Consider the following 24428-nt stretch of genomic DNA (forward strand, 5'->3'; position numbering starts at 1 on the left):
CCCTCTGGTGTCAACGTATGTTGACACCATGACCGAAGCAACGGACCTCGCCGCCCGTGCCGGCGACCACGACCCGCGAGTCGGGCTCCGCGCGGTCGCCGCGCTGCGGCGGCTGCTGGAACAACTCGAAGCCGTCCAGGTGAGAAGCGCCCGCGCGAAGGGCTGGTCGTGGCAGGAGATCGCTGCCGAGCTGGGTGTCAGCAGGCAGGCCGTGCACAAGAAGTACGGGAGGCATTGATGTTCGAGCGATTCACCAAGGGGGCCCGGGCCGCGGTGACGGGCGCGGTGACCCACGCCGAGCGGGCCGGAGCGGACGCGATCACGGAGGAGCACCTGCTGTTCTCCCTGCTGGACCAGGAGGGCAGCCGGGCCTCGTTCGCCGTGGCCGCACTCGGGCTCACCGACCGCAGGGCCTCCATCGAGGCGGCGTTCGCGGAGACCCGCCGCCGCGGCGGGCTCACCAAGGCCGACACGGAGGCGCTGGCGGGCCTGGGCATCGACGTCACCGAGATCGTGGCCCGGGTCGAGGGCGCGCACGGTGCGGGCGTCCTCGCGGGCGACCGCAGGAGCCGGCGGTGGTGGTCGGGTCAACGGCCCTTCACCACGGGGGCGAAAGGCGTGCTGGAGAAGTCGCTGCGCATCGCTCTGGGCCGCCGCGACCGCTTCATCGGCGAGGAACACCTCCTGCTCGCGCTGACGGCCTGCCCCGGATCGGTCGCAGAGGTGCTCGCCGACCACGGCGCGACCTACACGGCGGTGGAACGGGCGCTCTACGGAACCGGCGGGCACGGGCAGGCCCTCGCCGGCTGACCCGGCTGACCCGGCTGACCCGGCTGACCCGGCGGGCACGGCCGGCACGGGGCAGGGCCTGGCCGGTCGACCCGGCCCGGCCGGCGGGAGGCGGCCTGACCGACCGCGCCCACCGGCGAAGCACGGTGTGCCGGGGACCTGCCGGGCGTCAGGAGCGGGGCGCGGCCGGGCACCCGCCCCGGGCTGCAAACCGCACCCCGGGGCGGCGTGCCGCTCACCGGTCCTGCCGGGGCGTCAGGACCCCTTACGGTCCCGGGGCGCCCCGTCCGCGCCCGCAGGTCTCCGCAGAAGCGCCTCGATGCGCGTCGCGGCCGCAGACAGGTGGCCGCGGGCCTCGGTGAGCTGGGCCTCGGTGACGCCCCGGTCCCGCGCCGCGTCCCGGATGTCGTCGCGGAAGCGGTCCAGGAGCCGGTCCAGGTCCCGGGCGGGATCCCCGGTGGACGCGGCATCGGCCGCCCACTCGACGTGCGGCTCCTCGGGGGCGGGCCGGGTGTAGTGCGACCAGGTGCCCGTGCCCGCGAAGCTGCCGAGCCGGCCGGTGATCTCGGCCAGCCCTTCCTGCACGCCCTTAGGCCAGTCGCCCCGCGCGAAGTGCTCCTGCACCTGCCGGGCGGCGTCTCGCATCTGCTCCCGCGCCTTCTCGTGCGCCTCCTTGGCCTGGCGGCGGGCCTGCTCGGCCTCCTCGCGGGCCCGGCGGGACTCGTCCTTCGCCCGGCGGGCCTGCTCCTTCCACTCCTGCTTGGCCTTGCGGAGCTCCTCCTTGGCCGTCCGCCAGGCCTCCTTGTCGGCCGGGCCCGGGTCCCAGCCGGACCGGCCGCCGCCGGAGGGGCGGCGGGACTCGGAGGCCGCCGCACGCATCTCGCTGCGGAGCTGCCCCGCCGCGCCGCGTACGTCGTCGCGTATCTCGGCGGCCAGCTCGGAGACCGAGTCGCGGATCTCCAGCTCCAGATCGGCCAGCTCGCCGCCCCGGCCCGCCAGTTCGGCCCGCCCCGCGTCGGTGATCGAATAGACCTTGCGGCCGCCCTCGGTGGCGTGGGTGACCAGGCCCTCCGCCTCCAGCTTCGCGAGCCGCGGGTAGACCGTGCCCGCCGACGGCGCGTACAGGCCCTGGAAGCGCTCCTCCAGGAGCCTGATCACCTCGTAGCCGTGGCGGGGGGCCTCGTCCAGCAGCTTGAGGAGGTAGAGGCGCAGACGGCCGTGGGCGAATACGGGGGGCATGTCAGAGCACCTTTCCGGTCGGCTCGCCGTCGTGTGGGGCGTCCTGCGCGGGTGGGCGGCGCAGGAGCGCGATGGAGCCCGAGACGGTCGTCGCCTTCAGCTTGCCGGTGCCCGCCCCCAGCGTGCCGGTGATCTTCTTCGCTCCCCACTGCCCGCCGACCCGCAGGTCCTCGAAGGCGTTGGAGACGGTGCCGCTCGCGGTGTTCGCCTCGACCTTCGCGTCCGCCGGGTGCGGCAGGCGGATGGCGATCTCGCCGGAGACCGACGTCAGCCTGATGTCCGTCGGCTTGGGCGAGGTGTCCAGGTCGAGCACCATGTGGCCCGTGACGGACTCCGCCCTCACCGAGGTGCCGGCGCCGTCGACGACCGTCAGATCCCCCGACACGGACTGGAACCGGAGGTCACCGGTGACGTTCTGCGCTTCGAGGCCGCCGGACACGGTCTCGGCGCGGACGCCCCCGTCGAGCCCGACCAGGGTGCTGTCGCCGGAGATGCCCCGGAGCTCCGTGCGTCCCCGGATGCCCGAGACGACGGCGTCGGCGCCGACCACGCCCACCTCCACCGCCGCGCCCGCCGGGACGGCGAGGGAGACGGCGGCGCTGCGCCGCGAGGACCGGCGGTCGAGCCAGGTGAGGAGTCCCTGCCAGGGCAGATCCTCATAGGCGACGGTCAGGACGCCGTCCCGTTGCGTGACGATCAGGGGAGGGCCGTCGATCCCGGACACCTCCAGCCGGGCCGTCGGCCCGTCGGTGCCGACGACATTGACCACGCCGTCGACGATGCGCACCTTGAGTACGGTGACCGGCTCGTCGAAGGCGAGCTTCTGGGGCTCGGCGACGGTCCACGTCGACTCGGGCATGGATCTGACCTCCCGCTGTGCGGCGCGACGCAACATATCGCGTCTTCTGGACAACACGATATATCGCGGATCGGAGAAGTCAAGGGAAAGGCGTCGAGGGGGGACGGTGTGAGGTCGCGGAGTCTCGCTATTCGTTCATATCTGGGCAAATTGCCCTAGCGTATGGGGCATGACCGCGACATCCGTGGGCGCCTTGCTGCTGTGCCGGGCCGCCCCCCTGAGCGTTCGGCCCGTGGCCCACCTCCTGCAGGAGGGCATGTCGCTCGTGCCCGCGGGGGACGGCTGGAGCGTGCTCGTCCCCGAGGGGAAGCCCTGGCGCAGGGACGGGTCGCCGGGTGACGGGGGTGTCGGGGCCGAGCCCGTCGACCGGGTCGTCGGCGGCTGGGCGACCGCCCTGGCTGTGGGATCCACCTGGCCGGTGCTCGCCCTGTGGTGGGACGGCGACCGGTCCGGATACACCCTCGCCGCCGGTTTCCGGCGTCCGGTCGGCTACACCTGGCTGGCCGACGGCACGCCCGTCGGTGAGGACGAGGCCATGCGGACGTTCGGCGTCCGGCTGGGCCTCGACCCCGTCCTCGACGTCCAGGCGCTGGAGGGGCTCACCCGTGCGGACCCGGAGGCGGACGCCGACATCCGGCTGCGCGGGCTGCTGGCCGTGCTGAGCCGGACCGGGGTGGAGCTGCCGCCCGGGCTCACCCCCGGCGAATCCGCCGACCGGCTGCGCTCGGTCGCCGGAATCCTGCCGCAGGCGGAACAGATCGAATGGGCCGGCTGGCGGGACGCCGTCCGCGTGGAACTGGACACCGTGGAGAGCGGGAGCCTCGGCCCCTGGGTGCTCGGACCGAGGGCCCGGGCGATCGCCTCGGCGCAGGTGGCCGCCGGACTGCCGCTCACCCTGTGGGGCGCGCGCCGGCGCAGCGGTGGCTGGGCCGCGGCGGGCCTGCTCCTGCTGGTGCAAGGGCTGCTCGGCTTCGCGTACGACCGTCTCAGGGGGAGCGCGGGAGGCTCCTGGAGCTCCGGCCGGTGAGCGGGGGCGTCAGGCGCCGGTGACTACTCGTCCTCGTCCTCGTCGTCCAGGCGCGCGAGCCAGGTCGCGAGACGCTCGACGGGAACCTCGAAGTCGGGATTGAGGTCGACGAACGTACGAAGCTGCTCGGCGAGCCACTCGAAGGTGACCTCCTCCTCGCCGCGCCGCTTCTCCAGTTCCTCGATGCCACGGTCCGTGAAGTACATGGGACAAGAATAACGAGGTCCGGAAACCCGGGAGCCCGGCCCCGCGCAGATCTCGCGGAGCCGGGCCCTCGGTTGCGTACAGCGGCTGATCAGGCCTCGAAGACCTCGTTGACCAGCTGGGTCTGCTCGGCCTGGTGACGCTTGGCCGAACCGACCGCGGGGGACGAACCGTGCGGCCGCGAGATGCGGCGCAGGCGCTCGCCGTGCGGCACGTCGGCGCCGACGGCCAGGTCCAGGTGGTCGATCAGGTTGAGCGCGATGAACGGCCACGCACCCTGGTTCGCCGGCTCCTCCTGGGCCCAGAGGTACTTCTCGGCGTTCGGGTACTTGGCGATCTCGGCCTGGATCTCCGCACCCGGCAGCGGGTACAGACGCTCCAGACGGATGATCGCCGTCTCCGTGTCACCGCGCTTCTCGCGCTCGGCGTCCAGGTCGTAGTAGAGCTTGCCCGCGCAGAAGACGACCTTGCGGACCGCCTCGGCGTTGACCGACTCGTCACCGATGACCGGACGGAAGCCGCCGGTGGTGAACTCCTCCGCCTTCGAGGCCGCGGCCTTGAGACGCAGCATCGACTTCGGGGTGAAGACGATCAGCGGCTTGTGGTGCGGGTTGTGCACCTGCCACCGCAGGAGGTGGAAGTAGTTCGACGGGAGCGTGGGCATCGCGACCGTCATGTTGTCCTGCGCGCACATCTGCAGGAAACGCTCGGGGCGGGCGGACGAGTGGTCCGGGCCCTGGCCCTCGTAGCCGTGCGGCAGCAGCAGGGTGACGCCGGACGTCTGGCCCCACTTCTGCTCGGCCGAGGAGATGAACTCGTCGACGACGGTCTGGGCGCCGTTGACGAAGTCACCGAACTGCGCCTCCCAGATGACCAGCGACTCCGGGCGGGCCAGCGAGTAGCCGTACTCGAAGCCCATCGCCGCGTACTCGCTGAGGAGCGAGTCGTAGACGTTGTAGCGGGCCTGGTCGTCGGCCAGGTACAGCAGCGGGGTGTAGTCCTCGCCGGTCTTCTGGTCGACGAGGACGGCGTGGCGCTGTCCGAACGTGCCGCGGCGGGTGTCCTGGCCGGCGAGCCGGACCGGGGTGCCCTCCATCAGCAGCGAGCCGATGGCCAGGGTCTCGCCCATGCCCCAGTCGATCGTGCCGTTCTCCACCGAGGCCGCGCGACGCTGCATCTGCGGCATCAGACGGGGGTGGACGGTGATCTCGTCGGGGATGTTGACCTGGGACTCGGCGATCAGCTTCACGACCTCCGAGGAGATCGCGGTGTTCACCGCCACGGGGAACTCGGCCTGGACGTCCGGGACATGCGGCTGGGAAGGCGCCGAGGTGGCCTCGCGGACCTCCGCGAAGACCTTCTCCAGCTGGCCCTGGAAGTCCTGGAGCGCCTGCTCCGCCTCTTCCAGCGTGATGTCGCCGCGACCGATGAGGGACTCGGTGTAGAGCTTGCGCACCGAGCGCTTCTTGTCGATCAGCGTGTACATCTGCGGGTTGGTGAACTCCGGGTTGTCGCCCTCGTTGTGACCGCGGCGGCGGTAGCAGATGAGGTCGATCACGACGTCCTTGTTGAACGTCTGCCGGTACTCGAAGGCGAGCCGCGCGACGCGGACCACGGCCTCCGGGTCGTCGCCGTTGACGTGGATGATCGGCGCCTCGATCATGCGCGCCACGTCCGTGGCGTACATGGACGAGCGCGAGGACTCCGGGGCGGCGGTGAAGCCGACCTGGTTGTTGATCACCACGTGCACGGTGCCGCCGGTGCGGTAGCCGCGCAGCTGGGACATGTTGAGCGTCTCGGCGACGACACCCTGGCCCGCGAAGGCCGCGTCGCCGTGGAGCGCGACGGGCAGGACGGTGAAGTCCGTGCCGCCCTTGTTGATGATGTCCTGCTTGGCGCGCGCGATGCCCTCGAGGACCGGGTCGACGGCCTCCAGGTGCGAGGGGTTGGCGGCCAGCGAGACCTTGATCTGCTCGCCGTCCAGACCGGTGAAGGTGCCCTCGGCGCCCAGGTGGTACTTGACGTCGCCCGAGCCGTGCATCGACCGCGGGTCGAGGTTGCCCTCGAACTCCCGGAAGATCTGGGCGTACGACTTGCCCACGATGTTCGCCAGGACGTTCAGGCGGCCGCGGTGGGCCATGCCGATGACGACCTCGTCGAGGCGGGCCTCGGCGGCGGAGTCGATGACCGCGTCGAGCAGCGGGATGACGGACTCGCCGCCCTCCAGCGAGAACCGCTTCTGGCCGACGTACTTGGTCTGCAGGAACGTCTCGAACGCCTCGGCGGCGTTGAGGCGGCGCAGGATCCGCAGCTGCTCCTCGCGCTCCGGAGCGGGGCGCGGACGCTCCACCCGGTCCTGGAGCCACTTGCGCTCCTTCGGCTCCTGGATGTGCATGAACTCGATGCCGGTGGTGCGGCAGTACGACTCACGCAGGACGCCGAGGATGTCGCGGAGCTTCATCATCGTCTTGCCGGCGAAGCCGCCGACCGCGAAGTCGCGCTCCAGGTCCCACAGGGTGAGGCCGTGCTCGGTGATGTCCAGGTCGGGGTGCTTGCGCTGGCGGTACTCCAGCGGGTCGGTGTCGGCCATGACGTGGCCGCGGACCCGGTAGGAGTGGATCAGCTCGAAGACCCGCGCGGCCTTGGTGACGTCGTCGTCGTGCGAGGCGTCGATGTCCCTGAGCCAGCGGACCGGCTCGTAGGGGATGCGGAGCGCCTTGAAGATCTCGTCGTAGAACTCGTTCTCGCCGAGCAGCAGCTGCGACAGGACGCGGAGGAACTCGCCGGACGCCGCACCCTGGATGACCCGGTGGTCGTACGTCGAGGTCAGCGTCATGACCTTGGAGATGCCCAGCTTGTTCAGGGTGTCCTGCGAGGTGCCCTGGAACTCCGCGGGGTAGTCCATCGCACCGACGCCCATGATGAGGCCCTGTCCGGGCATCAGGCGGGGCACGGAGTGGACGGTGCCGATGCCGCCGGGGTTGGTCAGCGAGGCGGTGACCCCGGAGAAGTCGTCCATGCCGAGCTTGCCGACGCGGGCACGGCGGACGATGTCCTCGTAGGCCTGCCAGAACTCGAAGAAGTTGAGGGTCTCGGCCTTCTTGATGGCCGCGACGACGAGCTGGCGGTCGCCGTTCGGCTTCACCAGGTCGATGGCCAGGCCGAGGTTGACGTGCTCCGGCTTGACCAGGGTCGGCTTGCCGTCCTTGACCGCGAAGGAGTAGTTCATCGACGGCATGGCCTTGAGGGCCTGCACCATCGCGTACCCGATGAGGTGCGTGAAGGAGATCTTCCCGCCGCGGGCGCGCTTCAGGTGGTTGTTGATGACGATGCGGTTGTCGAAGAGCAGCTTCACCGGGACGGCGCGGACGGACGTGGCCGTCGGCAGTTCCAGGGAGGCGTTCATGTTCTTCGCGACGGCGGCCGAGGGGCCGCGCAGCGTCACGTACTCCGGACCGGCGGGGGCCTCGGCCGGGGCGTCGCTCTTCGCCGCGGCCGGAGCGGGCGCGGGGGCTGCCTTCGCGGGAGCGGCGGGAGCCTGCGCGGGAGCCGCGGCCTTGGCCGCGGGAGCGGCCGGAGCCTGCGGCGCGGCCTTCGCGGGTGCGGCGGCGGGTGCTGCCGGAGCCTGCGGCGCGGCCTGTGCCGGAGCCGTGTGGTCGACGGTGTTCGCCACGGTGGTCGCCGGGGGCGGTGTCACCGCTCCCGCGGGTGCCGGGACGGGCTTGTCCGCCGTGCCGGACGCGCCCGGCTTGTAGTCGGCGAAGAAGTCCCACCAGGCGCGGTCGACCGAACTGGGGTCCTGGAGGTACTGCTGGTAGATCTCGTCGACGAGCCACTCATTGGGGCCGAAAGCGGCGGCCGGGTTGGACCCGGAGCCTGCTTCTTGGTCGGTCGAGATACTCGAGTTACTGGGGGACTGAGACGACACGGCGGCAACCGCCCTCTTCCGCTTCACAAGGTGATGGACAGCGGAAATCAAGGCTACGCCTCCCCAGCCGTTACGTGCAGGCCGGGCCGGTCTTCGTCGTGCACATCACATCGGAAGCCGGGTTTCGGCGCATGAAATGGCGGGAAACAAGCAGAGTTCCGCTGCCCTTCGGGTACGAAGGCCAGCGCTGTGGCCCCTTGGACCGTATCTCTTTTCCGGGCAGGGGGAGAACGCGCTCCTCCGCTTCGAACGCGGAGTCAACTACGAGGTCGCGTACTCCCCGGGAGGGTGACCCGGATCCGGCAACCGCGGGCGGATTCGGCCACACCGATCCTCCCGCCGTGCAGATCCACCGCCCAGCGGGCGATCGCCAGCCCCAGCCCCGTGCCGCCGTCGCTCCCCGGTCCGTGCGGGGACGGCGCCTGGCCGCGGTTGAAGCGCTCGAAGACCCGGTGGCGCTCCGCCTCCGGGATGCCGGGCCCCTCGTCGATGACCTCCAGCTCGAGCGACTCGGGGTGCGCCCCGCGCCGCGCGAGCACCGTGACCCTGCCGTGCGGCGGGCTGTGCTTGACGGCGTTGTCGATGAGGTTGGCCACCACCTGATGCAGCCGTTCCGCGTCCGCGTGGGCCGTGAGCTCGGGCGGCGAGACGTCCAGGTGGAGGTGGACGTCCGTACGGGAGTGGTTGCCCGAGCCGGAGGAGAGCCGCCGCTGCGAGGCGGCGAGGTTCGCCTCCTTGAGTACGCCGGAGAGGTACGGCCAGACCTCGAACCGGCGTGCCTTGATCTCGACCACGCCGTTGTCGAGCCGGGACAGGTCGAGGAGTGTCTCCACCAGCCGGCCCAGGCGCTCGGTCTGCTTCAGCGCCGTACGCATCGTCTCCGGGTCGGCGGCGGACACCCCGTCCACCACGTTCTCCAGGACGGCTCTGAGCGCGGCGATGGGGGTGCGCAGCTCATGGGAGACGTTCGCCACCAGCTCCTTGCGGTGCCGGTCCTCCGCCTCCAGGTCCTCCGCCATGCGGTTGATCGTCTGCGCCAGGTCGCCGAGCTCGTCCCGCCGCCCGGCGCCGCTCACCCGCGTCGTGTAGTCGCCGTGCGAGATCGACCGTGCGACGGAGCGCATCTCGTCCAGCGGCGCGGTCAGGCCGTGGGCCACGAACTGCGTGATCAGCAGCGTGGCGATCACGGAGAAGACCGTGATGAACCGGAACTCGGTCCGGGTCCGCAGCGCGACGATCAGCAGTCCGGTCGTGATGAACACCGAGATCACGACCAGTGCGCCCAGCTTGGCCTTGATCGAGAAGGGCCGCAGTCCGGAACCGGGCCTGGTCATGGCGCGGGGGTCTCCAGGGCGTAGCCGACACCGTGCACGGTGCGGATCCGCTCAGCGCCGATCTTCCGGCGCAGCGCCTTGATGTGGCTGTCGACCGTGCGCGTCCCGGAGGCGTCCGCCCAGTCCCAGACCTCGGCCAGCAGCTGCTCCCGGGAGAGCACCGCACGCGGGGTGTTGGCCAGGCAGACCAGCAGGTCGAACTCGGTCGGCGTGAGGTGGACGTCGTCGGCGCGCACCCGGACGCGGCGCTGCGCGTGGTCGATCTCCAGCTCACCCAGGCGCAGGATGCCGCTGCGGGGCGTCACCGCGGCCAGGGCGGCCCGCTCGACCCGGCGCAGCAGGACGTGGACCCGCGCAGCCAGCTCCCGCATGGAGAACGGCTTGGTCATGTAGTCGTCGGCGCCGACCCCGAGCCCGACCAGCATGTCGGTCTCGTCGTCGCGCGCGGTCAGCATCAGCACCGGCACGGGGCGCTGGGCCTGCACGCGGCGGCAGACCTCCAGGCCGTCGAAGCCGGGAAGCATGATGTCGAGCACCATCAGGTCGGGCTGCCACGCCTCGGCCGCGTCCACGGCCGCGGGCCCGTCCAGCGCGGTCTGCACCAGGAAGCCCTCGGCCCGCAGACGGGCGGAGATGGCGTCGACGATCGTCGGGTCGTCCTCGACCACCAGCACCCGGCGCTGAGCCCCGGGGGTGGCCGCGACGCCGTTGTGGGTGGTGTGTGTCTGTTCCATCGCCCCGCCCCTGCCCGTTCTCGCGGAGGCCATTCCCCCGGAGGCACGGTTATCGCTTGTGGATGTCGTCGGTGATCCCTTGTGCCGGACAGAGCGTAAAGGCAGAAGAGGCCTCCCGGCTACGCAGGGTGTTGTCCGTCGTGAAGGTGTTACCCACGGAAAGGGTGTGGATCACCGGCCTCACCGCGTACGTCCCTTGGCGGGGCGGGGCCGCGTATACCGGGAGGGGGTTCACTCGCCCCGGAGTGCGAGATGGACCACGTCCGGCACACCTCGGGCAACGGCTACTTCTTCGGTCGTTACGGCGTGGAATCCGGCATTCCGCAATGCCGGCCCGAACTCCGCGGACGGCTGCGCGGACCACACGGCGAGCACTCCACCGGGGTTCAGACGCGCTCGGCACGCTGCCAGGCCCGTCGGCGAATAGAGGTTTCCGTTGTCCTCGGTGACGGTCCAGTCGGGGCCGTTGTCGATGTCCAGGCACAGTGCGTCGTAACGCTCCGTGGCCGTGCGGAGGTGGGCGATCAGGTCCGTGCGCAGGATCTCCGTACGCGGGTCGGCGAGCGCCGCGCCGGAGATCCGGCCGAGCGGCCCGTCCCGGTGCCAGTCCACGACCGCCTGTTCCCGCTCGACGACCGTGATCCTTCCCCAGCGGGGTTCGGCAGCGGCCCGCACCAGGGAGAAGCCGACACCGAGCCCGCCGATCAGGACCGACGGGGCGGGCCGGTCCGCGGGCAGGGCGGCGAGCGCCGCGTCGACGAGGAGGCGCTCGGAGCGTCCGTCCGAGGTGTCCATCAGGAAGCAGCCGTTCGCGATGATCTCGAAGTCCTCGCCGCGCTCGCGCAGGACGACTTCACCGAACGGTCCGTCCCGGCGGTCGAGCACGACGGGGCGGGGCGTGTCTGTGGTGGACATGTGTGCGGGTCTCCGTTTCTCCGGCAGGCGGCGGCCGGCCGCCGATTCTCCCCGCCGCGACGCCTCCGGACCACCGGATTCCCGCCGCCTCACTCCTGTGCCAGGTGCGCCCTCACCCTCCGCGGACCTCTCGTGCGGCGGCACTTCGGGGTGCGGGGAATGGCGACGGCCCGGGAAGTGCTGCTGTGGAGACGGGGACCGGTGCCGCGGGGGGAGTGGCGCCGTATGCGGCCGGCCGGGGTTCCGGCGGGAGCATCCGGTCTTCACCGGTTCTCCGCAGGCGGGACGGGCTCCGAGGAGTGATCGCCCAGAGCGAACAGGGCGGGGGGAACATTCCCGGGCTCACAAGCATTGAGTGCACATAGCTCAACTTGGCTGCCGAAGGGAAGATCATGACTGCTGAGTCCAAGTCCGAGGCGTTCGCGCCGGTCGACCTGCCCGTGCTGCCGCTCGACGACGAGGTCGTACTGCCCGGCATGGTGGTGCCGCTCGACCTGTCGGAGGCGGAGGTACGCGCCGCCGTGGAGGCCGCGCAGGCCGTCGCCCGGGCCGGCAGCGGAAAGCCCCAGGTGCTGCTCGTGCCGCGCATCGACGGCAACTACACCGGGATCGGCGTCGTCGGCACCGTCGAGCAGGTCGGCCGCCTGGCCGACGGCGACCCCGGGGCGATCATCAGGGCCCGCCACCGCGTGCGCATCGGCGCCGGTACGAGCGGGCCCGGGAACGCGCTGTGGGTGGAGGGCACCCGGATCGACGTGTCCGCACCCGACCCCCTGCCCGGATCCGCCGCCGAGCTGGCCAAGGAGTACAAGGCCCTCGCCACCAGCTGGCTGAAGAAGCGCGGCGCCTGGCAGGTCGTGGACCGGGTGGAGCAGATCGAGGACATCTCCGCGCTCGCGGACAACTCCGGTTACTCGCCCTTCCTCACCATCACCCAGAAGGTCCGGATGCTGGAGACCGCGGACCCGGTCGCCCGGCTGAAGCTCGCCATCCAGTGGCTCGGCGAGCACCTGGCCGAGCAGGACGTCGCCGAATCCATCGCCAAGGACGTCCAGGAGGGCGTCGACAAGCAGCAGCGGGAGTTCCTGCTGCGGCGCCAGCTCGACGCCGTGCGCAAGGAGCTCTCGGAGCTCAACGGCGAGTCCGGCGCCGACGAGTCCGACGACTACCGTGCCCGCGTCGAGTCCGCCGACCTGCCGGAGCACGTCCGCGAGGCCGCGCTCAAGGAGGTCGAGAAGCTGGAGCGCTCCTCCGACCAGAGCCCCGAGGGCTCCTGGATCCGGACCTGGCTGGACACGGTCCTGGAACTCCCGTGGACCGAGCGGACCGAGGACGCCTACGACATCAAGGGCGCCCAGGAGGTCCTGGACGCCGAGCACGCGGGCCTGCAGGACGTGAAGGAGCGCATCACCGAGTACCTCGCGGTGCGCAAGCGGCGCGCCGACCGGGGACTGGGCGTGGTCGGAGGCCGCCGGGGCGGTGCGGTGCTGGCGCTCGTCGGCCCGCCCGGAGTCGGCAAGACCTCCCTCGGCGAGAGCGTCGCGCACGCCATGGGACGCAAGTTCGTCCGGGTCGCCCTCGGCGGCGTCCGGGACGAGGCGGAGATCCGCGGTCACCGGCGTACGTACGTCGGCGCGCTGCCGGGCCGCATCGTGCGCGCCATCAAGGAGGCCGGGTCGATGAACCCGGTCGTCCTGCTCGACGAGATCGACAAGGTCGGCTCGGACTTCCGGGGCGACCCGGCCGCCGCCCTGCTCGAAGTGCTCGACCCGGCACAGAACCACACGTTCCGCGACCACTACCTGGAGGTCGAACTCGACCTGAGCGACGTGGTCTTCCTGGCGACGGCCAACGTCCTCGAAGCCATCCCCGAGGCCCTGCTCGACCGCATGGAGCTGGTCAGGCTGGACGGCTACACCGAGGACGAGAAGGTCGTCATCGCACGCGACCACCTCCTCCCGCGCCAGCTGGAGCGGGCGGGCCTGGAGACGGGCGAGGTCACGCTCGACGAGTCGGCCCTGCGCAAGCTGGCCGGCGAGTACACGCGGGAAGCCGGAGTCCGGAACCTGGAGCGCTCCGTCGCCCGGCTGCTGCGCAAGGTGGCGGCCCAGCACGAGCTGGGGGACCGGGAACTGCCGTTCACGGTGTCCGAGCAGGACCTGCGGGGTCTGATCGGCCGGCCGCACCACGTGCCGGAGTCCGCGCAGGACCCCGCCGAGCGCCGTACCGCGGTGCCGGGCGTGGCGACCGGGCTCGCCGTCACCGGGGCGGGAGGGGACGTGCTCTTCGTCGAGGCGTCGCTCGCCGACCCGGAGACCGGGGCGTCCGGACTGACCCTGACGGGCCAGCTCGGCGACGTGATGAAGGAGTCCGCCCAGATCGCGCTGAGCTTCCTGCGCTCGCACGGCGCGGAACTGGAACTCCCCGTCGCGGACCTCAAGGACCGGGGGGCGCACATCCACTTCCCGGCGGGCGCGGTCCCGAAGGACGGTCCGAGTGCCGGCATCACCATGACGACCGCGCTGGCGTCCCTGCTCTCGGGGCGTCTGGTCCGGACCGACGTGGCGATGACCGGTGAGGTGTCGCTGACCGGGCGGGTGCTGCCGATCGGCGGGCTGAAGCAGAAGCTGCTGGCGGCCCACCGGGCCGGGATCACCACCGTGGTGATCCCCAAGAGGAACGAGGCCGACCTGGACGACGTCCCGGCCGAGGTCCTCGACACCCTGGAGGTCCACCCGGTGACCGACGTCCGCCAGGTCCTGGAGATCGCGCTCGTCCCGGCCACGGCCAGGGCGGGGACAAGGATCCCGGCCGCGGCATAGGTGCCATGGCGTGACGGGCGTGGCACCGCGCGCACGGCCGGTACGGACGGCCCGCTCTCCTCGGAGGGCGGGCCGTTCCGCGTGCGGCGGGGGTCAGGGGCGGTACACCGTGCCGGGTTCCGGCTCGGCCGGGGCCATCAGCTGGGGCACGGTCACGAAGGTGTAGCCCCGCTTCTTCAGGGTGTGGATGATGCCCGGCACCGCGGGGACCGTGCCCTTGTATATGTCGTGCAGGAGGATGATCCCGTCCTTGCCCGCCTGGTCGAGTATCCGCTTCCTGATCAGCGCGGAGTCCGTCGTGGAGTAGTCCTTGGCGGTGGCGCTCCACAGGATCTGCGAGAGCCCGAGCTCCTTCGAGACCTTCGAGACCTCGTCGTCGGTGCGGCCCTGCGGCGGACGCATCAGCCGCGGCTTCCTGCCCGTGACGCTCTCGATCGCGTCCTGGGTCTTCTCCAGTTCGGCGCGTATCTCTCCGGGCTCCTTGCCGGTCAGGATCTCGTGCGACCAGGTGTGGTTGGCGACCTCGTGTCCCTCCGCCCCGATGCGCCGCACGGTGTCCGGGTGCTTCAGGACGTGGTCCCTGCCCAGCAGGAAGAAGGTGGCCGGCACCTTCTCCTCCTTGAGCACGTCCAGCAGGTGCGGGGTGTCGTCGGACGGGCCGGCGTCGAAGGTCAGCGCGATGCACTTGGCCTTGCGGCAGTCAGCCGGGCCGAAGGACCCCTTGGCGTCCGGTGCGGCGTCGGCGCGCGCGGATCCGGGCGCGGTGGTCTGCATCGAGCACCCGCCCAGCGTGAAGGTGAGCACGGTCACAAGGGCCGCGGCCAACCCCGCTCCGAGCGGCTTCGTCCTCACGGATACAACAGACACGACAGGTCCCTCCCCAGTGGCTCGGCGGCACTCCGGCGGTGCGGCACCCAGCGACTATACATAGTGCGTATACGTGGAGTGCATAGAGGGGCCTGGGGCTGAGCCGGGTTCCGGGGCCGGAGGATCCCTCCCGGGACGTGCCGGACGGGCGGACGCCGGCCGGCCGTGCGCCGGTGACATCGAGCGGTCCGGGAGGGCCCGCGTCACCTGGGCGGTCGCCGGCCGTGCCGTGCGGGAGGAGTCCGGTCGGCGCCGGAGGCCGGCGCCTGCGAAATACTGGCCCCGCTGCGGTCATCACCGGAGTCGAGGCAGAAGTCATTCGCGGGGAAGCGTGAGGGGTGCGGACGTGCACGGCAGCGGAAGCGGCGACGGGCCCGGCGTGAGCGGCACAAGCGCCGTGGACCACGAGTTCCTCGCGCTGGAGCGCGAGTTGGCGGTCTTCCTGCGCCGGGCACGCGCCAGCTCCGGGGAGATGGCGCGCGAGGTCCACCCGGATCTGGAGTCCGCCGCGTACGGACTCCTCGTGCGGCTGGAGTCGACCGGGCGGCAGCGGGCCACCGAGCTCGCGGCGTACTTCGGAGTCGGCAAGGCGACCATGAGCCGTCAGCTGCGGGCCCTGGAGGTCCTCGGCCTGGTGGCACGGGAGGCCGATCCGGCGGACGCCCGCGCCTCGCTCGTCCACCTCACCGACGAGGGTCTGGCGCGCTTCCGCACGGTCCGTGACGCGCGGCGCGGCCGGTACGCCCGCAAGCTCGCGGGCTGGGACCGCGCCGAGGTCGCGGAGCTGGCCAGACTGCTGCACCACCTCAACGAGCGCACGGAGAACTGAGGGACGGCCGGCCGACGGGCGGCCCGGGCGCCCGGGCCGCCGCTCACGCGAGCCGGTCCGGCGCGCCTACAGCTCCACGAGGACCGCGGTCGCGTCGTCGTGCCTCTTCGCCCGGCGTAGGTGTACGCGCTCGGCGTCGGCCAGTTCCAGTTCCCGCACCCGGTCGATCAGGCCCTGTGGTCCGGCCTTGCGCAGCAGACCCAGAGCGGCCGTCCAGTCGCCCTGCCGGAACGTCTCCGTCCATCTGCTCGCCCCGTCGGTCATCGCCGCGAGCGCCCGCACCTCGGCGAGGGGGGTCTCCCCGGTCACCGCGCGTGCGGCCACCCCGGGGTCCGCGGCGGCCGTGAAGAAGCCGCCCTCCTTGTTCCGTACGCGCGCGTCCGCGATCTGGTCCGAGGCGAGCGAGCCGGGCGGCAGCCGGTCGAGACGGTCGTCGAGCACGGGGCGCACACGACCGTCGGGTGCCTCGATGAGCAGGGCCGAGTCGGAGAGGACCAGGTGCTCGACACGCCGGCCGTCCCAACGCGCCAGGACCACGGTCGCCTGCGGGGTGCGCGGGTGAGAAAGGTCACACCCGGAACGGTGAACGTCGGCGGTGTGCCGAATGGACAGGGCGAGAATCTCGGGAAGCGTCAGATCCCGCCGCGAAGCGGACAGTTCGACCAGCGATCCACCCAGGCGCGCGGTGAACCAGGGAACCGAGTGCACACAGCCGTCGTCGTGCCGCGGAGGTGTGACTCCGTCCAGCATCACGAGGGTGCCGCCCTGGCCGGCGGCAGGAGCCGCGACCGACACCCAGTCCTCATTGGGGCGTTCGGGGCTTCCTGACCGGGTGGCGAGGTCGATGCGCATCCGGCCAGTCTGCACGATGCCTTCACGGGCCCTGCACGACGGCGTTGTTGGGCCGTACCGGCAGGTCAACGGCGTCACACCGACCGGACGGGATGCCCTGCGCATATGCGGGCGGGCATCCTGCCAAAGCCGGGCCGGAAGTTCCACCCGGCAGTCCGCGCATGGCCCGTGCGGCCCGTGGGGAGACTTGTTCGCCAACTCCGGATTGATGTTCACTCGTTCGAGTGGCGGAGCGGTTGATGCGCGGCCCCCTCCCAAACGCGCTGGAATGGTCGGAAGCCGTACGGCGCACACCAGGGTGGGGTGTTCCACACACGTGACCGTGCGTCACCTCTGCTTCAAGGCGGACGAGTCAAGATTGCGAGCACCGGTGCAGAAGAAGCGGCCTCGGAGCAAGGACGGCACGCGCGAGGAGTCCGGGGCCGTGCCCCAGGAGGCGAGTGCCACCAAGCGGACCGTACGCGTGCGCAACCGGCTCGTCGCCGGTGTCGCCGTCGTGGGGATCACCGTCATAGCCGCGGGTGCCCCCGCGGCCCTGGGCGCCTCCGCCGACCTCAACGAGTCCCAACGGCTGGTCACACTCGCCGCGCTGAACCAGCAGGCCATCACCCTCGCGCACTCCCTGGCCGACGAGCGTGACGGTGTCGTCGCCCACATCGCCGCCGGGCGCGACGAGGCCGGCAAGGACGACACGGCGAGCCTCGCGGCCCGTGTCGACCAGCAGGTCGACGAGATCCGGGAGGCCGCTCCGGCGGCCCTGCGCCGCGAACTCTCCGACATCCCGTCGCTGCGCCGTACCGCGCTCACGGGCAAGGGCTCGGCGACCGAGGCCTACCAGGCGTACTCCGAGGTCCTGGCCAAGCTCCACGACCTCGCGGACGAACTCGCCGAGAAGACCCCGCCGCGCGCCGCCGACGCCACGAGGGCGCCGCTCGCCCTGGGTGCCGCCGTCGAGCAGGCCTCCGCCACCCGCGGTCTCCTGCTGGCCGCACTCGCCGTCCCGGGCACGGAACCCCAGCAGCCGCAGATCGACCCCTTCACCGGCCTGCCCGTCCAGACCCAGGACGAGAGCAGCGGCGAGGACGACCGCACGCGCGACGAGCTGAGTGCCGCCGCCCAGCAGGCCCGGGTACGTGAACTCTCCTCCCTCGCCGACTTCGACCAGGCCGCCGGCGCCTCCGCCAGGGACCGGCTCGCCTCCACGGTCACGGGTCCCCAGGTCACCAGCGCGGAGAAGTACCTCACCCGGTTGACCGACCGGCCCGAACTGTCGGACGCGGACCGGTCGGCCGACCCCAAGAAGGTCGAAGCGGCGCTCTCCGGCCGGATCGACCGCATGCGCGGCGTCGAGTCCGCCCTGGGCACCGCCCAGGTCGAGCGCCTGGAGGCACTGCGCGACGACGACGTCACCGCGCTCGAACTCCGGCTGGCGCTGCTCGGCGGCTGCCTGCTCATCGCCGTGGGCGTCTCCACCGCCGTCGCCCGCACCCTCACCCAGCCGCTGGCCGTCCTGCGCATCGGCGCCGGCCGCATCGCCGCCGAGCCGGAGACCGCCGAACCGGTCCGCTACACCGGGCGCAACGACGAGTTCGCCCAGGTCGTGCGGTCCATCAACGCCCTGCACGGCAGGCTGCACGGGCTGCACCACGACGTCACGGGACGGCTGGAGAGCCTCCAGACCGAGCGCGGGAAACTCGTCGCCGGCCGTGAGGCCCTCACCCTCCAGCGCGCCGAACTGCAGGCGCAGGTCACCGAGCTCGGCTCCCAGCTGGAACGGCTGCGGAACACCGTCCACCACACCTTCGTCAACCTCTCGCTGCGCACGCTCGGCCTCGTCGAGCGCCAGCTCGGCGTGATCGAGGGCATGGAGGAGCGGGAGCAGGACCCGGAGCGCCTCGCCACGCTCTTCAAGCTGGACCACATGGCGACCGTGATGCGCCGGCACAGCGAGAACCTGCTGGTCCTCGCCGGAGCCGACCACGGCCAGGGCCACGTGAACCCGATCCCGCTGGTCGACGTGCTGCGCGCCGCCGTCAGCGAGATCGAGCGGTACGAGCGGGTCACCATCCAGTCCCTGCCGCCGCACGCCCAGATCGCCGGCTTCGCCGCCGACGACTTGAGCCACCTCGTCGCCGAACTGCTGGAGAACGCGACCTCCTTCTCGCCCCCCGACTCCCATGTCGAGCTCTCCGGCTGGCTGCTGGAGACCGGAGAGGTGATGCTCTCGGTCCAGGACGAGGGCATCGGCATGTCGGCGGTCCGGATGGGCGAACTCAATGCCAGGCTGGCGGACCCGGCCTCCTTCGAGGCCGGTGAACAGGCCGCGGACGGGGCAGGTCTGGGGCTTCAGGTGACGTCGCTGCTGGCCGCCCGCCACGGTGTGCGGGTCCAGTTGCGCGAGCAGAAGGGGAACGGGGTGGCAGCGGTCGTGGTGCTTCCGCAGGCCCTGCTGCCCAAGGCCCCGCCGACCGCGACCCCGCCGCCGGTCCAACTGCCGGGCGACGCACCCACGCTGAACCTCCCCGGGTCGGTCGCCGAGGCCAACTCGAATACGCTGCCCGCCCGTTCCGCCCTCCCCGGGGGCGACCCGCTGATCGCCGCCGCCGAGGAGACCCTGCGCACGACGGCCCCCGAGCCGTCGCCCGCGGAACCGGCGCCCGAGGTGTCCGCCCAGCCGACGTCCGAGGCGTCCGCCCAGGCGGGACCCGAGGCGACCACCCCGGCCGAGGCCGCCCCCGAGGTGGCCGCACCGATGGGCGACCCCGCTCCCGGGACCCCGGCCCCCACGGGCGACCCCGCCCCCGAGGCGACCGTCCCGGCCGAGGCCGCTCCCGAGGCCCCCGCCCCGGTGCTGCCGGCCGACGGTGCCGCGCCCGTCGCGGCCCAGGCGGGCCCCGTACGCGAGGAGTCCGAGGCCGAGACCACGATGCAGGTCCGGCTCCCCGTGCAGAAGGACGCGCCGGGCCCGTACGCCATAGGGCCCGACAGCCACGAGCGGGCCGCCGACGCGGCCCCGGCCACCGCGGACGCCGTCCCGGCTCCCGCGGCGGACGCCGTACCCGGCCCCCGGCAGCCGCTGACGGGGCTCGGCGAGGAGGTGCCCGACCCGGCGCCCTTTCCCGAGCGTCTGACCGACAAGGGACTCCCCAAGCGCACGCCCAGGATCGCGGCACCCGCACCGGCCGCGCCCGTCGCGCGTCCGGGCGGCCTGGACAAGGAAGCCCTGCGCCGCCGGCTCGGCGGATTCCACCAGGGAGCCAAGGACGGCCGGCGCGACGTGGAGAGCGAGATCGCCGAGGGCGGCCCGCAGACCGACCACCACGAGCCGGAAGGCCGTACCGACGGCCGCATCGATGAGACGGGGGACACAGTCGAGGAGGCACGCAGTTGACTGCGCCCAGCACGTTCGGGCTGAGTTCCGAGGCCCGTAACCTTCACTGGTTGCTGAGCAATCTCGTGGAGGAGGTGCCAGGGGTCCACTCGGTCACCGTCGTCTCGTCCGACGGACTGATGCTGCTCTCCTCCGATCCGGGACTCGCGGCGGCCAAGGCCGCGGGCGGGCACCGTGGCCCCCGGGGATCGAGCGCCGATCTCGCCACCATCGTCTCCGGCATCGGATCGCTCACGATCGGCGCCGCGAAGCTGATGGACGGCGGCGGCGTCAAACAGACCATGGTCGCGATGGACGAGGGAAGCGTCTTCGTCATGTCGATCAGCGACGGTTCCCTGCTCGGTGTGCACGCCACCCCCGACTGCGACATGAGCGTCATCGCCTACCACATGGCGCTCTTCGTCGGCCGCGCCGGACACGTACTCACCCCCGAACTCCGCAGTGAGCTGCGCAAATCGATGGAGAGCACCCAGTGACGTCAGCTGCTGAACCCGTACGGAAACTGCCGGTCCGGGGCGCCGACCGAAAGGCCGCACGGGTCCGCCCGTACTCCCTGACCGGTGGGCGCACCCGCTTCGGACACGTGCTGCTCGTCGAGACGTTCGTCGCCGCGCTCGAGGCGCCCGAGGAACGCCGGGAGCTCACGAACGGCAACCTCGCCTCGCGGGTCATGCCCGAGCTGCGCGCCATCGTCGAACTCTGCCGCCGCATGCGTACGGTCGCGGAGATCTCGGCCCTGCTGAAGATGCCGCTCGGTGTGGTCCGGGTGCTCCTCAGCGACCTGGCCGACCAGGGAAAGATCCGCGTGTACGGGACCGGTCACGGCGCCGGCCAGCCCGACCGCGCACTGCTCGAAAGGGTTCTCAATGGACTCCGCCGTCTCTGAGGCGCCGCTCTTCACCCCCCGTCAGCCGGGCCCGCGCGAGCAGCCCGAGGAGCCTCCGCAGGACTGGCAGCTCGACCACACGCGTGCGCCGATCGCCACCAAGATCGTGGTCGCGGGCGGCTTCGGCGTGGGCAAGACGACGTTCGTCACCTCGGTCTCCGAGATAACCCCGCTGCAGACCGAAGCGCTGATGACCCGGGCCAGCGAGGAGACCGACGACCTCACGGCCACGCCCGACAAGGTCACCACGACCGTGGCGATGGACTTCGGCCGTCTCACCCTCGACGACGACCTCGTCCTGTACGTCTTCGGCACCCCCGGGCAGCAGCGGTTCTGGTTCATGTGGGACGACCTCGTACGCGGCGCGATCGGCGCGGTCGTCCTCGCCGACACCCGGCGCCTCGCCGACTGCTTCCCGGCCCTCGACTACTTCGAGAGCTGCGGCCTTCCGTACATCGTCGCCGTCAACCACTTCGAGGGCACGGAGGGGTTCGAGGAGGCCGACGTGAGGGAAGCCCTGTCCATTCCGCCGCACGTACCTGTTGTGATCATGGATGCGCGTAACAGGATCACGGTCGTCGAGTCCCTGCTCGCCCTGGTGGGCCACGCATACGACGTCGCGCCCGCGTAACCGCCCACGCACCCAGCACACGTAACGGAGAACCGCGATGCGGAAGATACTGATAGTCGGAGCCGGTCAGTCCGGGCTCCAGCTGGCCCTCGGACTGCAGTCCAACGGCTACGAAGTCACCCTGATGTCCAACCGCACGGCGGACGAGATCCGGTCGGGCCGCGTCATGTCGACGCAGTGCATGTTCCACACGGCTCTCCAGCACGAGCGGGACCTCCAGCTCAACTTCTGGGAGTCGCAGGCGCCGCGGATCGACGGACTCGGTGTCTCGGTCGCCGGGCCCGACTCGTCGCGCGTCATCGACTGGGTGGGCAAGCTCGACGGCTACGCGCAGTCCGTCGACCAGCGCGTGAAGATGGCCGGCTGGATGGACACCTTCGCCCAGCGCGGCGGTCAGCTCGTGATCCACGGCGCGGCCGTGTCCGACCTGGACTACTTCTCCCGCACGTACGACCTGGTGATGGTCTCGGCCGGCAAGGGCGAGCTCGTCTCCATGTTCGGGCGGGACGCGTCCCGTTCGCCGTACGACACCCCCCAGCGGGCGCTGGCCGTCGCGTACGTCCACGGCATGGGCCCGCGCCCGGAGCACCCGGACTTCGACGCGGTCCGCTGCAACCTGGTCCCGGGCGTCGGCGAGCTGTTCGTCATGCCGACCCTGACCACGTCGGGCCGAGCGGACATCCTGTTCTGGGAAGGCGTCCCCGGCGGCCCGCTGGACGCCTTCCAGGGCATCAAGGACCCTTCGGAGCACCTGGCCAGGACGCTGGAGCTCATGGAGAAGTTCACCCCGTGGGAGTACGCGCGCGCCACCAAGGTCGAGCTGACCGACGCCAACGCCACGCTGGCGGGCCGTTACGCCCCGACCGTGCGCAAGCCCGTCGGCCGGCTGCCCGGCGGCGGTCTGGTGCTCGGCGTGGGGGACGTGGTGGTCGCCAACGACCCCATCACCGGGCAGGGTTCGAACACGGCGTCGAAGTGTGCGCACTCCTACCTGAACTCGATCCTCGAACACGGCGACCGCGAGTTCGACGAGGCGTTCATGGAGGCCACCTTCGAGCGGCACTGGGAGAACACCCAGCACGTCGTGAAGTGGACGAACGCGATGCTCGGCCCGCCGCCGGAGCACGTGCTGAACCTGATCGGCGCGGCCGGTCAGCTCCAGCCCGCCGCCGACCGGTTCGCCAACGGGTTCGACAACCCGGCGGACTTCGACAACTTCTTCTTCGAGCCGGAGAAGACGAACGCCTACCTCGGCTCGCTCACCGGCGGCCAGTAGGTCCGCCCCGCGGAGCCCCGTCCGCCCGCGGCCGTCCGTGAGCGGTTCCCGAAGCTCACGGACGGCCGGAACGGACGGGGCTGCCGGCCGTCAGCTCGCCTGCGAGCGCCCCGTCACACGCTGCGTGTCCGTGGGCTCCGCGCCCGCTTCGTCGACGACCGCGTGCTCCATCACCGCGTTGCTCGACAGCAGGGTGCCGCTCGCGCCGTACGCCGTGTCCCGGATGAGGTAGCTGCGCGAGCCGAGGAACGTGAGGTCCTGCTTGTCGAAGACCCATTCGGTGCGGGCGCCGAACGTCTTGTCGTCGCGGGCGATGCCCATGCCGTGGCGGCCGATGGCGTCGTGGGCCGTGGGGGCTTCGGTGACACCCGGGATGGCTGCGGCGGCCCGGTAGAGGGCGGCGGCGGTCTCGGGCGGCATCACCTCACCGACGAGGCCGCCGATCCGGTCGAAGACCGCCTGGTCGCGCTCCTGTCCCTTCACTTCGGGAGTCTTGGCGTACAGGTACGTGAGGAGCTTGTCCGGGTCGGAGGGAAGGGCAGCCAGCCAGCGGTAGGTGGGCCGGGTGAGGCCGGCCGGCGTGCCCTTGGTGTCGCCGAGTTCGGCGTTGACGACGGACGTCTCCCCGTCGGTCCTGACCACGCCGAGCTTGTGCTGCGGCCCGGGCTTCTGCGACGACCAGGCCTCGCGGTTCTCCAGGGGGCCGACCACGGCCTTCCCGCTGGTCAGATCCGCGCCCCTGCCCTTGGACCTGGTGTACGTGAACTGGTCGTCCGCCACCGGCAGGGTGTCGCCCTTGAGCGCGGCGGTCGAGATCTGCTGCAGGAGTACCACGGCGGGCCGCGCCGTGCCGGTGGTCTGGACGGTGTCCGTGGCCTGAGCGGTGGCGGGCTTGCTGTCGTCGGCGGTGAACGCGATGCCCGCGGCGAGCACTCCGCCCAGGGCCAGTGCGGTGACCGGCAGGAGGACGGCGGGGCGCAGCAGCCGTCGGGCGGGGCCGCCGGCCTCGCGGCGGTTCTCGGTGGCCAGATCGTTGTCGATGTGCTGCATCAGGGATTCCTTGTGGCGCAGGTGCTGCTCGTGCGGAAGATCCCACCGGCCCGGGGCCGGCAGGAGCCGGGCAATCTCGTCGGCGTCGGTGCGACGGGGGGCCGAGGCGTTGTCGTTCTTCATGTCGTTTCCTCCCGCATGGGCAGGGCCGCGAGTGCGGCTTCACCTGTCATCTCTCCGTGGCGGGTGCCGGGTTCCGTCCGGGACGGAGTTTTTTCGTCGGCGAGCCTCGCCAGCCTGGCACGGGCGCGCGAGAGGCGTGAGCGCACCGTCCCGACGGGGATGCCGAGCGCGTCGGCGGTCTGCTGGTAGTCGAGCCCGGACCACACGCACAGGGTCAGCACCTCCCTCTCGTGGCGCCGCAGCCGGTCCAGAGCGCCCTGGACGGCCTGGAGCCGGCGGGCGTCGTCGACGCGTCCGGCGACCTCACCGGCGAAGTCCGCGACCACGGGGACCTGCCGCTGCCGGCCGAGGAAGGCGAGCCGGCGTCGTATGCCGCGCCGGGCGTTCTCCGCCTTGTGGGTGGCGATCCCGAGAAGCCACGGGGTGAGCGGGCCCCCCTCGGGTTCCAGGTGCTCCCGTGCCCGCCACGCGGTCAGGAAGGTCTCGGACATGACGTCCTCGGCCGTCGCCCAGTCTGCGGTGAGCCACAGGGCGTGCCGGTAGACGGCCCCGGAGTGCTTCTCGTACAGCTCGGCGAACGCGTCACGGTCGCCCGCCCGTATCCGCGGGCGCAGCTCGTTCTCTGATTCCCTCACACCACTACCTCTCCGCCACGGCAGGGAAGTTCCTGTG

Annotated in this window: 21 protein-coding genes; 10 read left to right on the forward strand and 11 right to left on the reverse strand. The window is 71.7% G+C overall.

From position 1 onward, the window contains the following. The first annotated feature begins 28 nt into the window (after positions 1–28). Both OHT61_RS21780 and OHT61_RS21785 read left to right on the forward strand, forming a co-directional pair. Positions 29–238: a helix-turn-helix domain-containing protein gene (locus tag OHT61_RS21780; protein WP_073745141.1), complete on the forward strand. Its 210-nt coding sequence runs from the start codon at positions 29–31 to the stop codon at positions 236–238. Beyond that, positions 238–810 (forward strand): Clp protease N-terminal domain-containing protein, encoded by a 573-nt coding sequence (locus tag OHT61_RS21785; RefSeq protein ID WP_329040508.1) that lies wholly within the window; start codon positions 238–240, stop codon positions 808–810. The genes OHT61_RS21780 and OHT61_RS21785 overlap by 1 nt, the downstream gene beginning before the upstream one ends. A gap of 234 nt (positions 811–1044) precedes the next feature. Here OHT61_RS21785 and OHT61_RS21790 read toward each other — a convergent pair whose 3' ends face one another. Both OHT61_RS21790 and OHT61_RS21795 read right to left on the reverse strand, forming a co-directional pair. Beyond that, the gene (locus OHT61_RS21790) at positions 1045–2028 is read right to left on the reverse strand and encodes a PadR family transcriptional regulator (RefSeq protein ID WP_329040510.1); all 984 of its coding nucleotides are present in this window, start codon (positions 2026–2028) and stop codon (positions 1045–1047) included. A 1-nt stretch (position 2029) separates the two neighbouring features. Continuing rightward, positions 2030–2887, reverse strand: a complete 858-nt coding sequence (locus OHT61_RS21795; protein ID WP_329040512.1) for a DUF4097 family beta strand repeat-containing protein — start codon at positions 2885–2887, stop codon at positions 2030–2032. A gap of 169 nt (positions 2888–3056) precedes the next feature. Here OHT61_RS21795 and OHT61_RS21800 point away from each other — a divergent pair, with 169 nt between their 5' ends. Further along, the gene (locus OHT61_RS21800; protein WP_329040513.1) at positions 3057–3914 is read left to right on the forward strand and encodes a hypothetical protein; all 858 of its coding nucleotides are present in this window, start codon (positions 3057–3059) and stop codon (positions 3912–3914) included. Between the two features lie 23 nt (positions 3915–3937). On the opposite strand, the gene OHT61_RS21805 is transcribed toward OHT61_RS21800, so the two are convergent. The 5 genes from OHT61_RS21805 to OHT61_RS21825 form a co-directional block, all read right to left on the reverse strand. Then, complete coding sequence (locus tag OHT61_RS21805) at positions 3938–4120, reverse strand: DUF6104 family protein (RefSeq protein WP_003961784.1); 183 nt, start codon at positions 4118–4120, stop codon at positions 3938–3940. Between the two features lie 89 nt (positions 4121–4209). Further along, on the reverse strand, positions 4210–8046 hold the full coding sequence (locus OHT61_RS21810; RefSeq protein ID WP_329040514.1) for a multifunctional oxoglutarate decarboxylase/oxoglutarate dehydrogenase thiamine pyrophosphate-binding subunit/dihydrolipoyllysine-residue succinyltransferase subunit: 3837 nt from the start codon (positions 8044–8046) through the stop codon (positions 4210–4212). A gap of 257 nt (positions 8047–8303) precedes the next feature. Beyond that, on the reverse strand, positions 8304–9380 hold the full coding sequence (locus OHT61_RS21815) for a HAMP domain-containing sensor histidine kinase (protein ID WP_329040515.1): 1077 nt from the start codon (positions 9378–9380) through the stop codon (positions 8304–8306). Continuing rightward, the gene (locus tag OHT61_RS21820; RefSeq protein WP_056794186.1) at positions 9377–10114 is read right to left on the reverse strand and encodes a response regulator transcription factor; all 738 of its coding nucleotides are present in this window, start codon (positions 10112–10114) and stop codon (positions 9377–9379) included. Before OHT61_RS21820 ends, OHT61_RS21815 begins: the two co-directional genes overlap by 4 nt. 231 nt (positions 10115–10345) lie before the next feature. After that, a complete protein-coding gene (locus OHT61_RS21825; RefSeq protein WP_329040516.1) occupies positions 10346–11029 on the reverse strand; it encodes a spermidine synthase in 684 nt (227 codons plus the stop codon). Positions 11030–11421: 392 nt separating this feature from the next. Between OHT61_RS21825 and lon the strand changes: the two genes are divergently transcribed. Beyond that, complete coding sequence (gene lon / locus OHT61_RS21830; RefSeq protein ID WP_329040517.1) at positions 11422–13851, forward strand: endopeptidase La; 2430 nt, start codon at positions 11422–11424, stop codon at positions 13849–13851. 93 nt (positions 13852–13944) lie between these two features. Here lon and OHT61_RS21835 read toward each other — a convergent pair whose 3' ends face one another. Next, positions 13945–14625, reverse strand: a complete 681-nt coding sequence (locus tag OHT61_RS21835) for a polysaccharide deacetylase family protein (RefSeq protein WP_329043364.1) — start codon at positions 14623–14625, stop codon at positions 13945–13947. Between the two features lie 439 nt (positions 14626–15064). On the opposite strand from OHT61_RS21835, the gene OHT61_RS21840 reads away from it, so the two are divergent. Continuing rightward, entirely contained in the window at positions 15065–15547 is a 483-nt protein-coding gene (locus tag OHT61_RS21840) for a MarR family winged helix-turn-helix transcriptional regulator (RefSeq protein WP_443049509.1), read from the forward strand. A gap of 66 nt (positions 15548–15613) precedes the next feature. Here OHT61_RS21840 and OHT61_RS21845 read toward each other — a convergent pair whose 3' ends face one another. After that, complete coding sequence (locus OHT61_RS21845; protein WP_329040519.1) at positions 15614–16399, reverse strand: hypothetical protein; 786 nt, start codon at positions 16397–16399, stop codon at positions 15614–15616. A 370-nt stretch (positions 16400–16769) separates the two neighbouring features. Between OHT61_RS21845 and OHT61_RS21850 the strand changes: the two genes are divergently transcribed. Genes OHT61_RS21850 through OHT61_RS21870 form a run of 5 tightly spaced genes read left to right on the forward strand, consistent with a single transcriptional unit; the run spans position 16770 to position 22583 of the window. Beyond that, a complete protein-coding gene (locus OHT61_RS21850) occupies positions 16770–19790 on the forward strand; it encodes a sensor histidine kinase (RefSeq protein WP_329043365.1) in 3021 nt (1006 codons plus the stop codon). Next, entirely contained in the window at positions 19787–20266 is a 480-nt protein-coding gene (locus OHT61_RS21855; RefSeq protein ID WP_329040520.1) for a roadblock/LC7 domain-containing protein, read from the forward strand. The genes OHT61_RS21850 and OHT61_RS21855 overlap by 4 nt, the downstream gene beginning before the upstream one ends. Further along, positions 20263–20676: a DUF742 domain-containing protein gene (locus OHT61_RS21860; RefSeq protein WP_145803226.1), complete on the forward strand. Its 414-nt coding sequence runs from the start codon at positions 20263–20265 to the stop codon at positions 20674–20676. Before OHT61_RS21855 ends, OHT61_RS21860 begins: the two co-directional genes overlap by 4 nt. Beyond that, positions 20657–21307 carry a GTP-binding protein gene (locus tag OHT61_RS21865; RefSeq protein WP_329040523.1) on the forward strand — a complete coding sequence of 217 codons (651 nt, stop codon included), beginning with the start codon at positions 20657–20659 and terminating at the stop codon, positions 21305–21307. Before OHT61_RS21860 ends, OHT61_RS21865 begins: the two co-directional genes overlap by 20 nt. A 37-nt stretch (positions 21308–21344) precedes the next feature. Continuing rightward, positions 21345–22583: a styrene monooxygenase/indole monooxygenase family protein gene (locus OHT61_RS21870; RefSeq protein ID WP_329040525.1), complete on the forward strand. Its 1239-nt coding sequence runs from the start codon at positions 21345–21347 to the stop codon at positions 22581–22583. Between the two features lie 90 nt (positions 22584–22673). Here OHT61_RS21870 and OHT61_RS21875 read toward each other — a convergent pair whose 3' ends face one another. Both OHT61_RS21875 and OHT61_RS21880 read right to left on the reverse strand, forming a co-directional pair. Beyond that, complete coding sequence (locus OHT61_RS21875) at positions 22674–23756, reverse strand: CU044_5270 family protein (RefSeq protein ID WP_329040528.1); 1083 nt, start codon at positions 23754–23756, stop codon at positions 22674–22676. Continuing rightward, positions 23753–24391: an RNA polymerase sigma factor gene (locus tag OHT61_RS21880; RefSeq protein WP_329040529.1), complete on the reverse strand. Its 639-nt coding sequence runs from the start codon at positions 24389–24391 to the stop codon at positions 23753–23755. Before OHT61_RS21880 ends, OHT61_RS21875 begins: the two co-directional genes overlap by 4 nt. Positions 24392–24428 lie beyond the last annotated feature (37 nt).

It is taken from the genome of Streptomyces sp. NBC_00178 (genome assembly GCF_036206005.1).
In the GTDB taxonomy this organism is placed as follows: domain Bacteria; phylum Actinomycetota; class Actinomycetes; order Streptomycetales; family Streptomycetaceae; genus Streptomyces.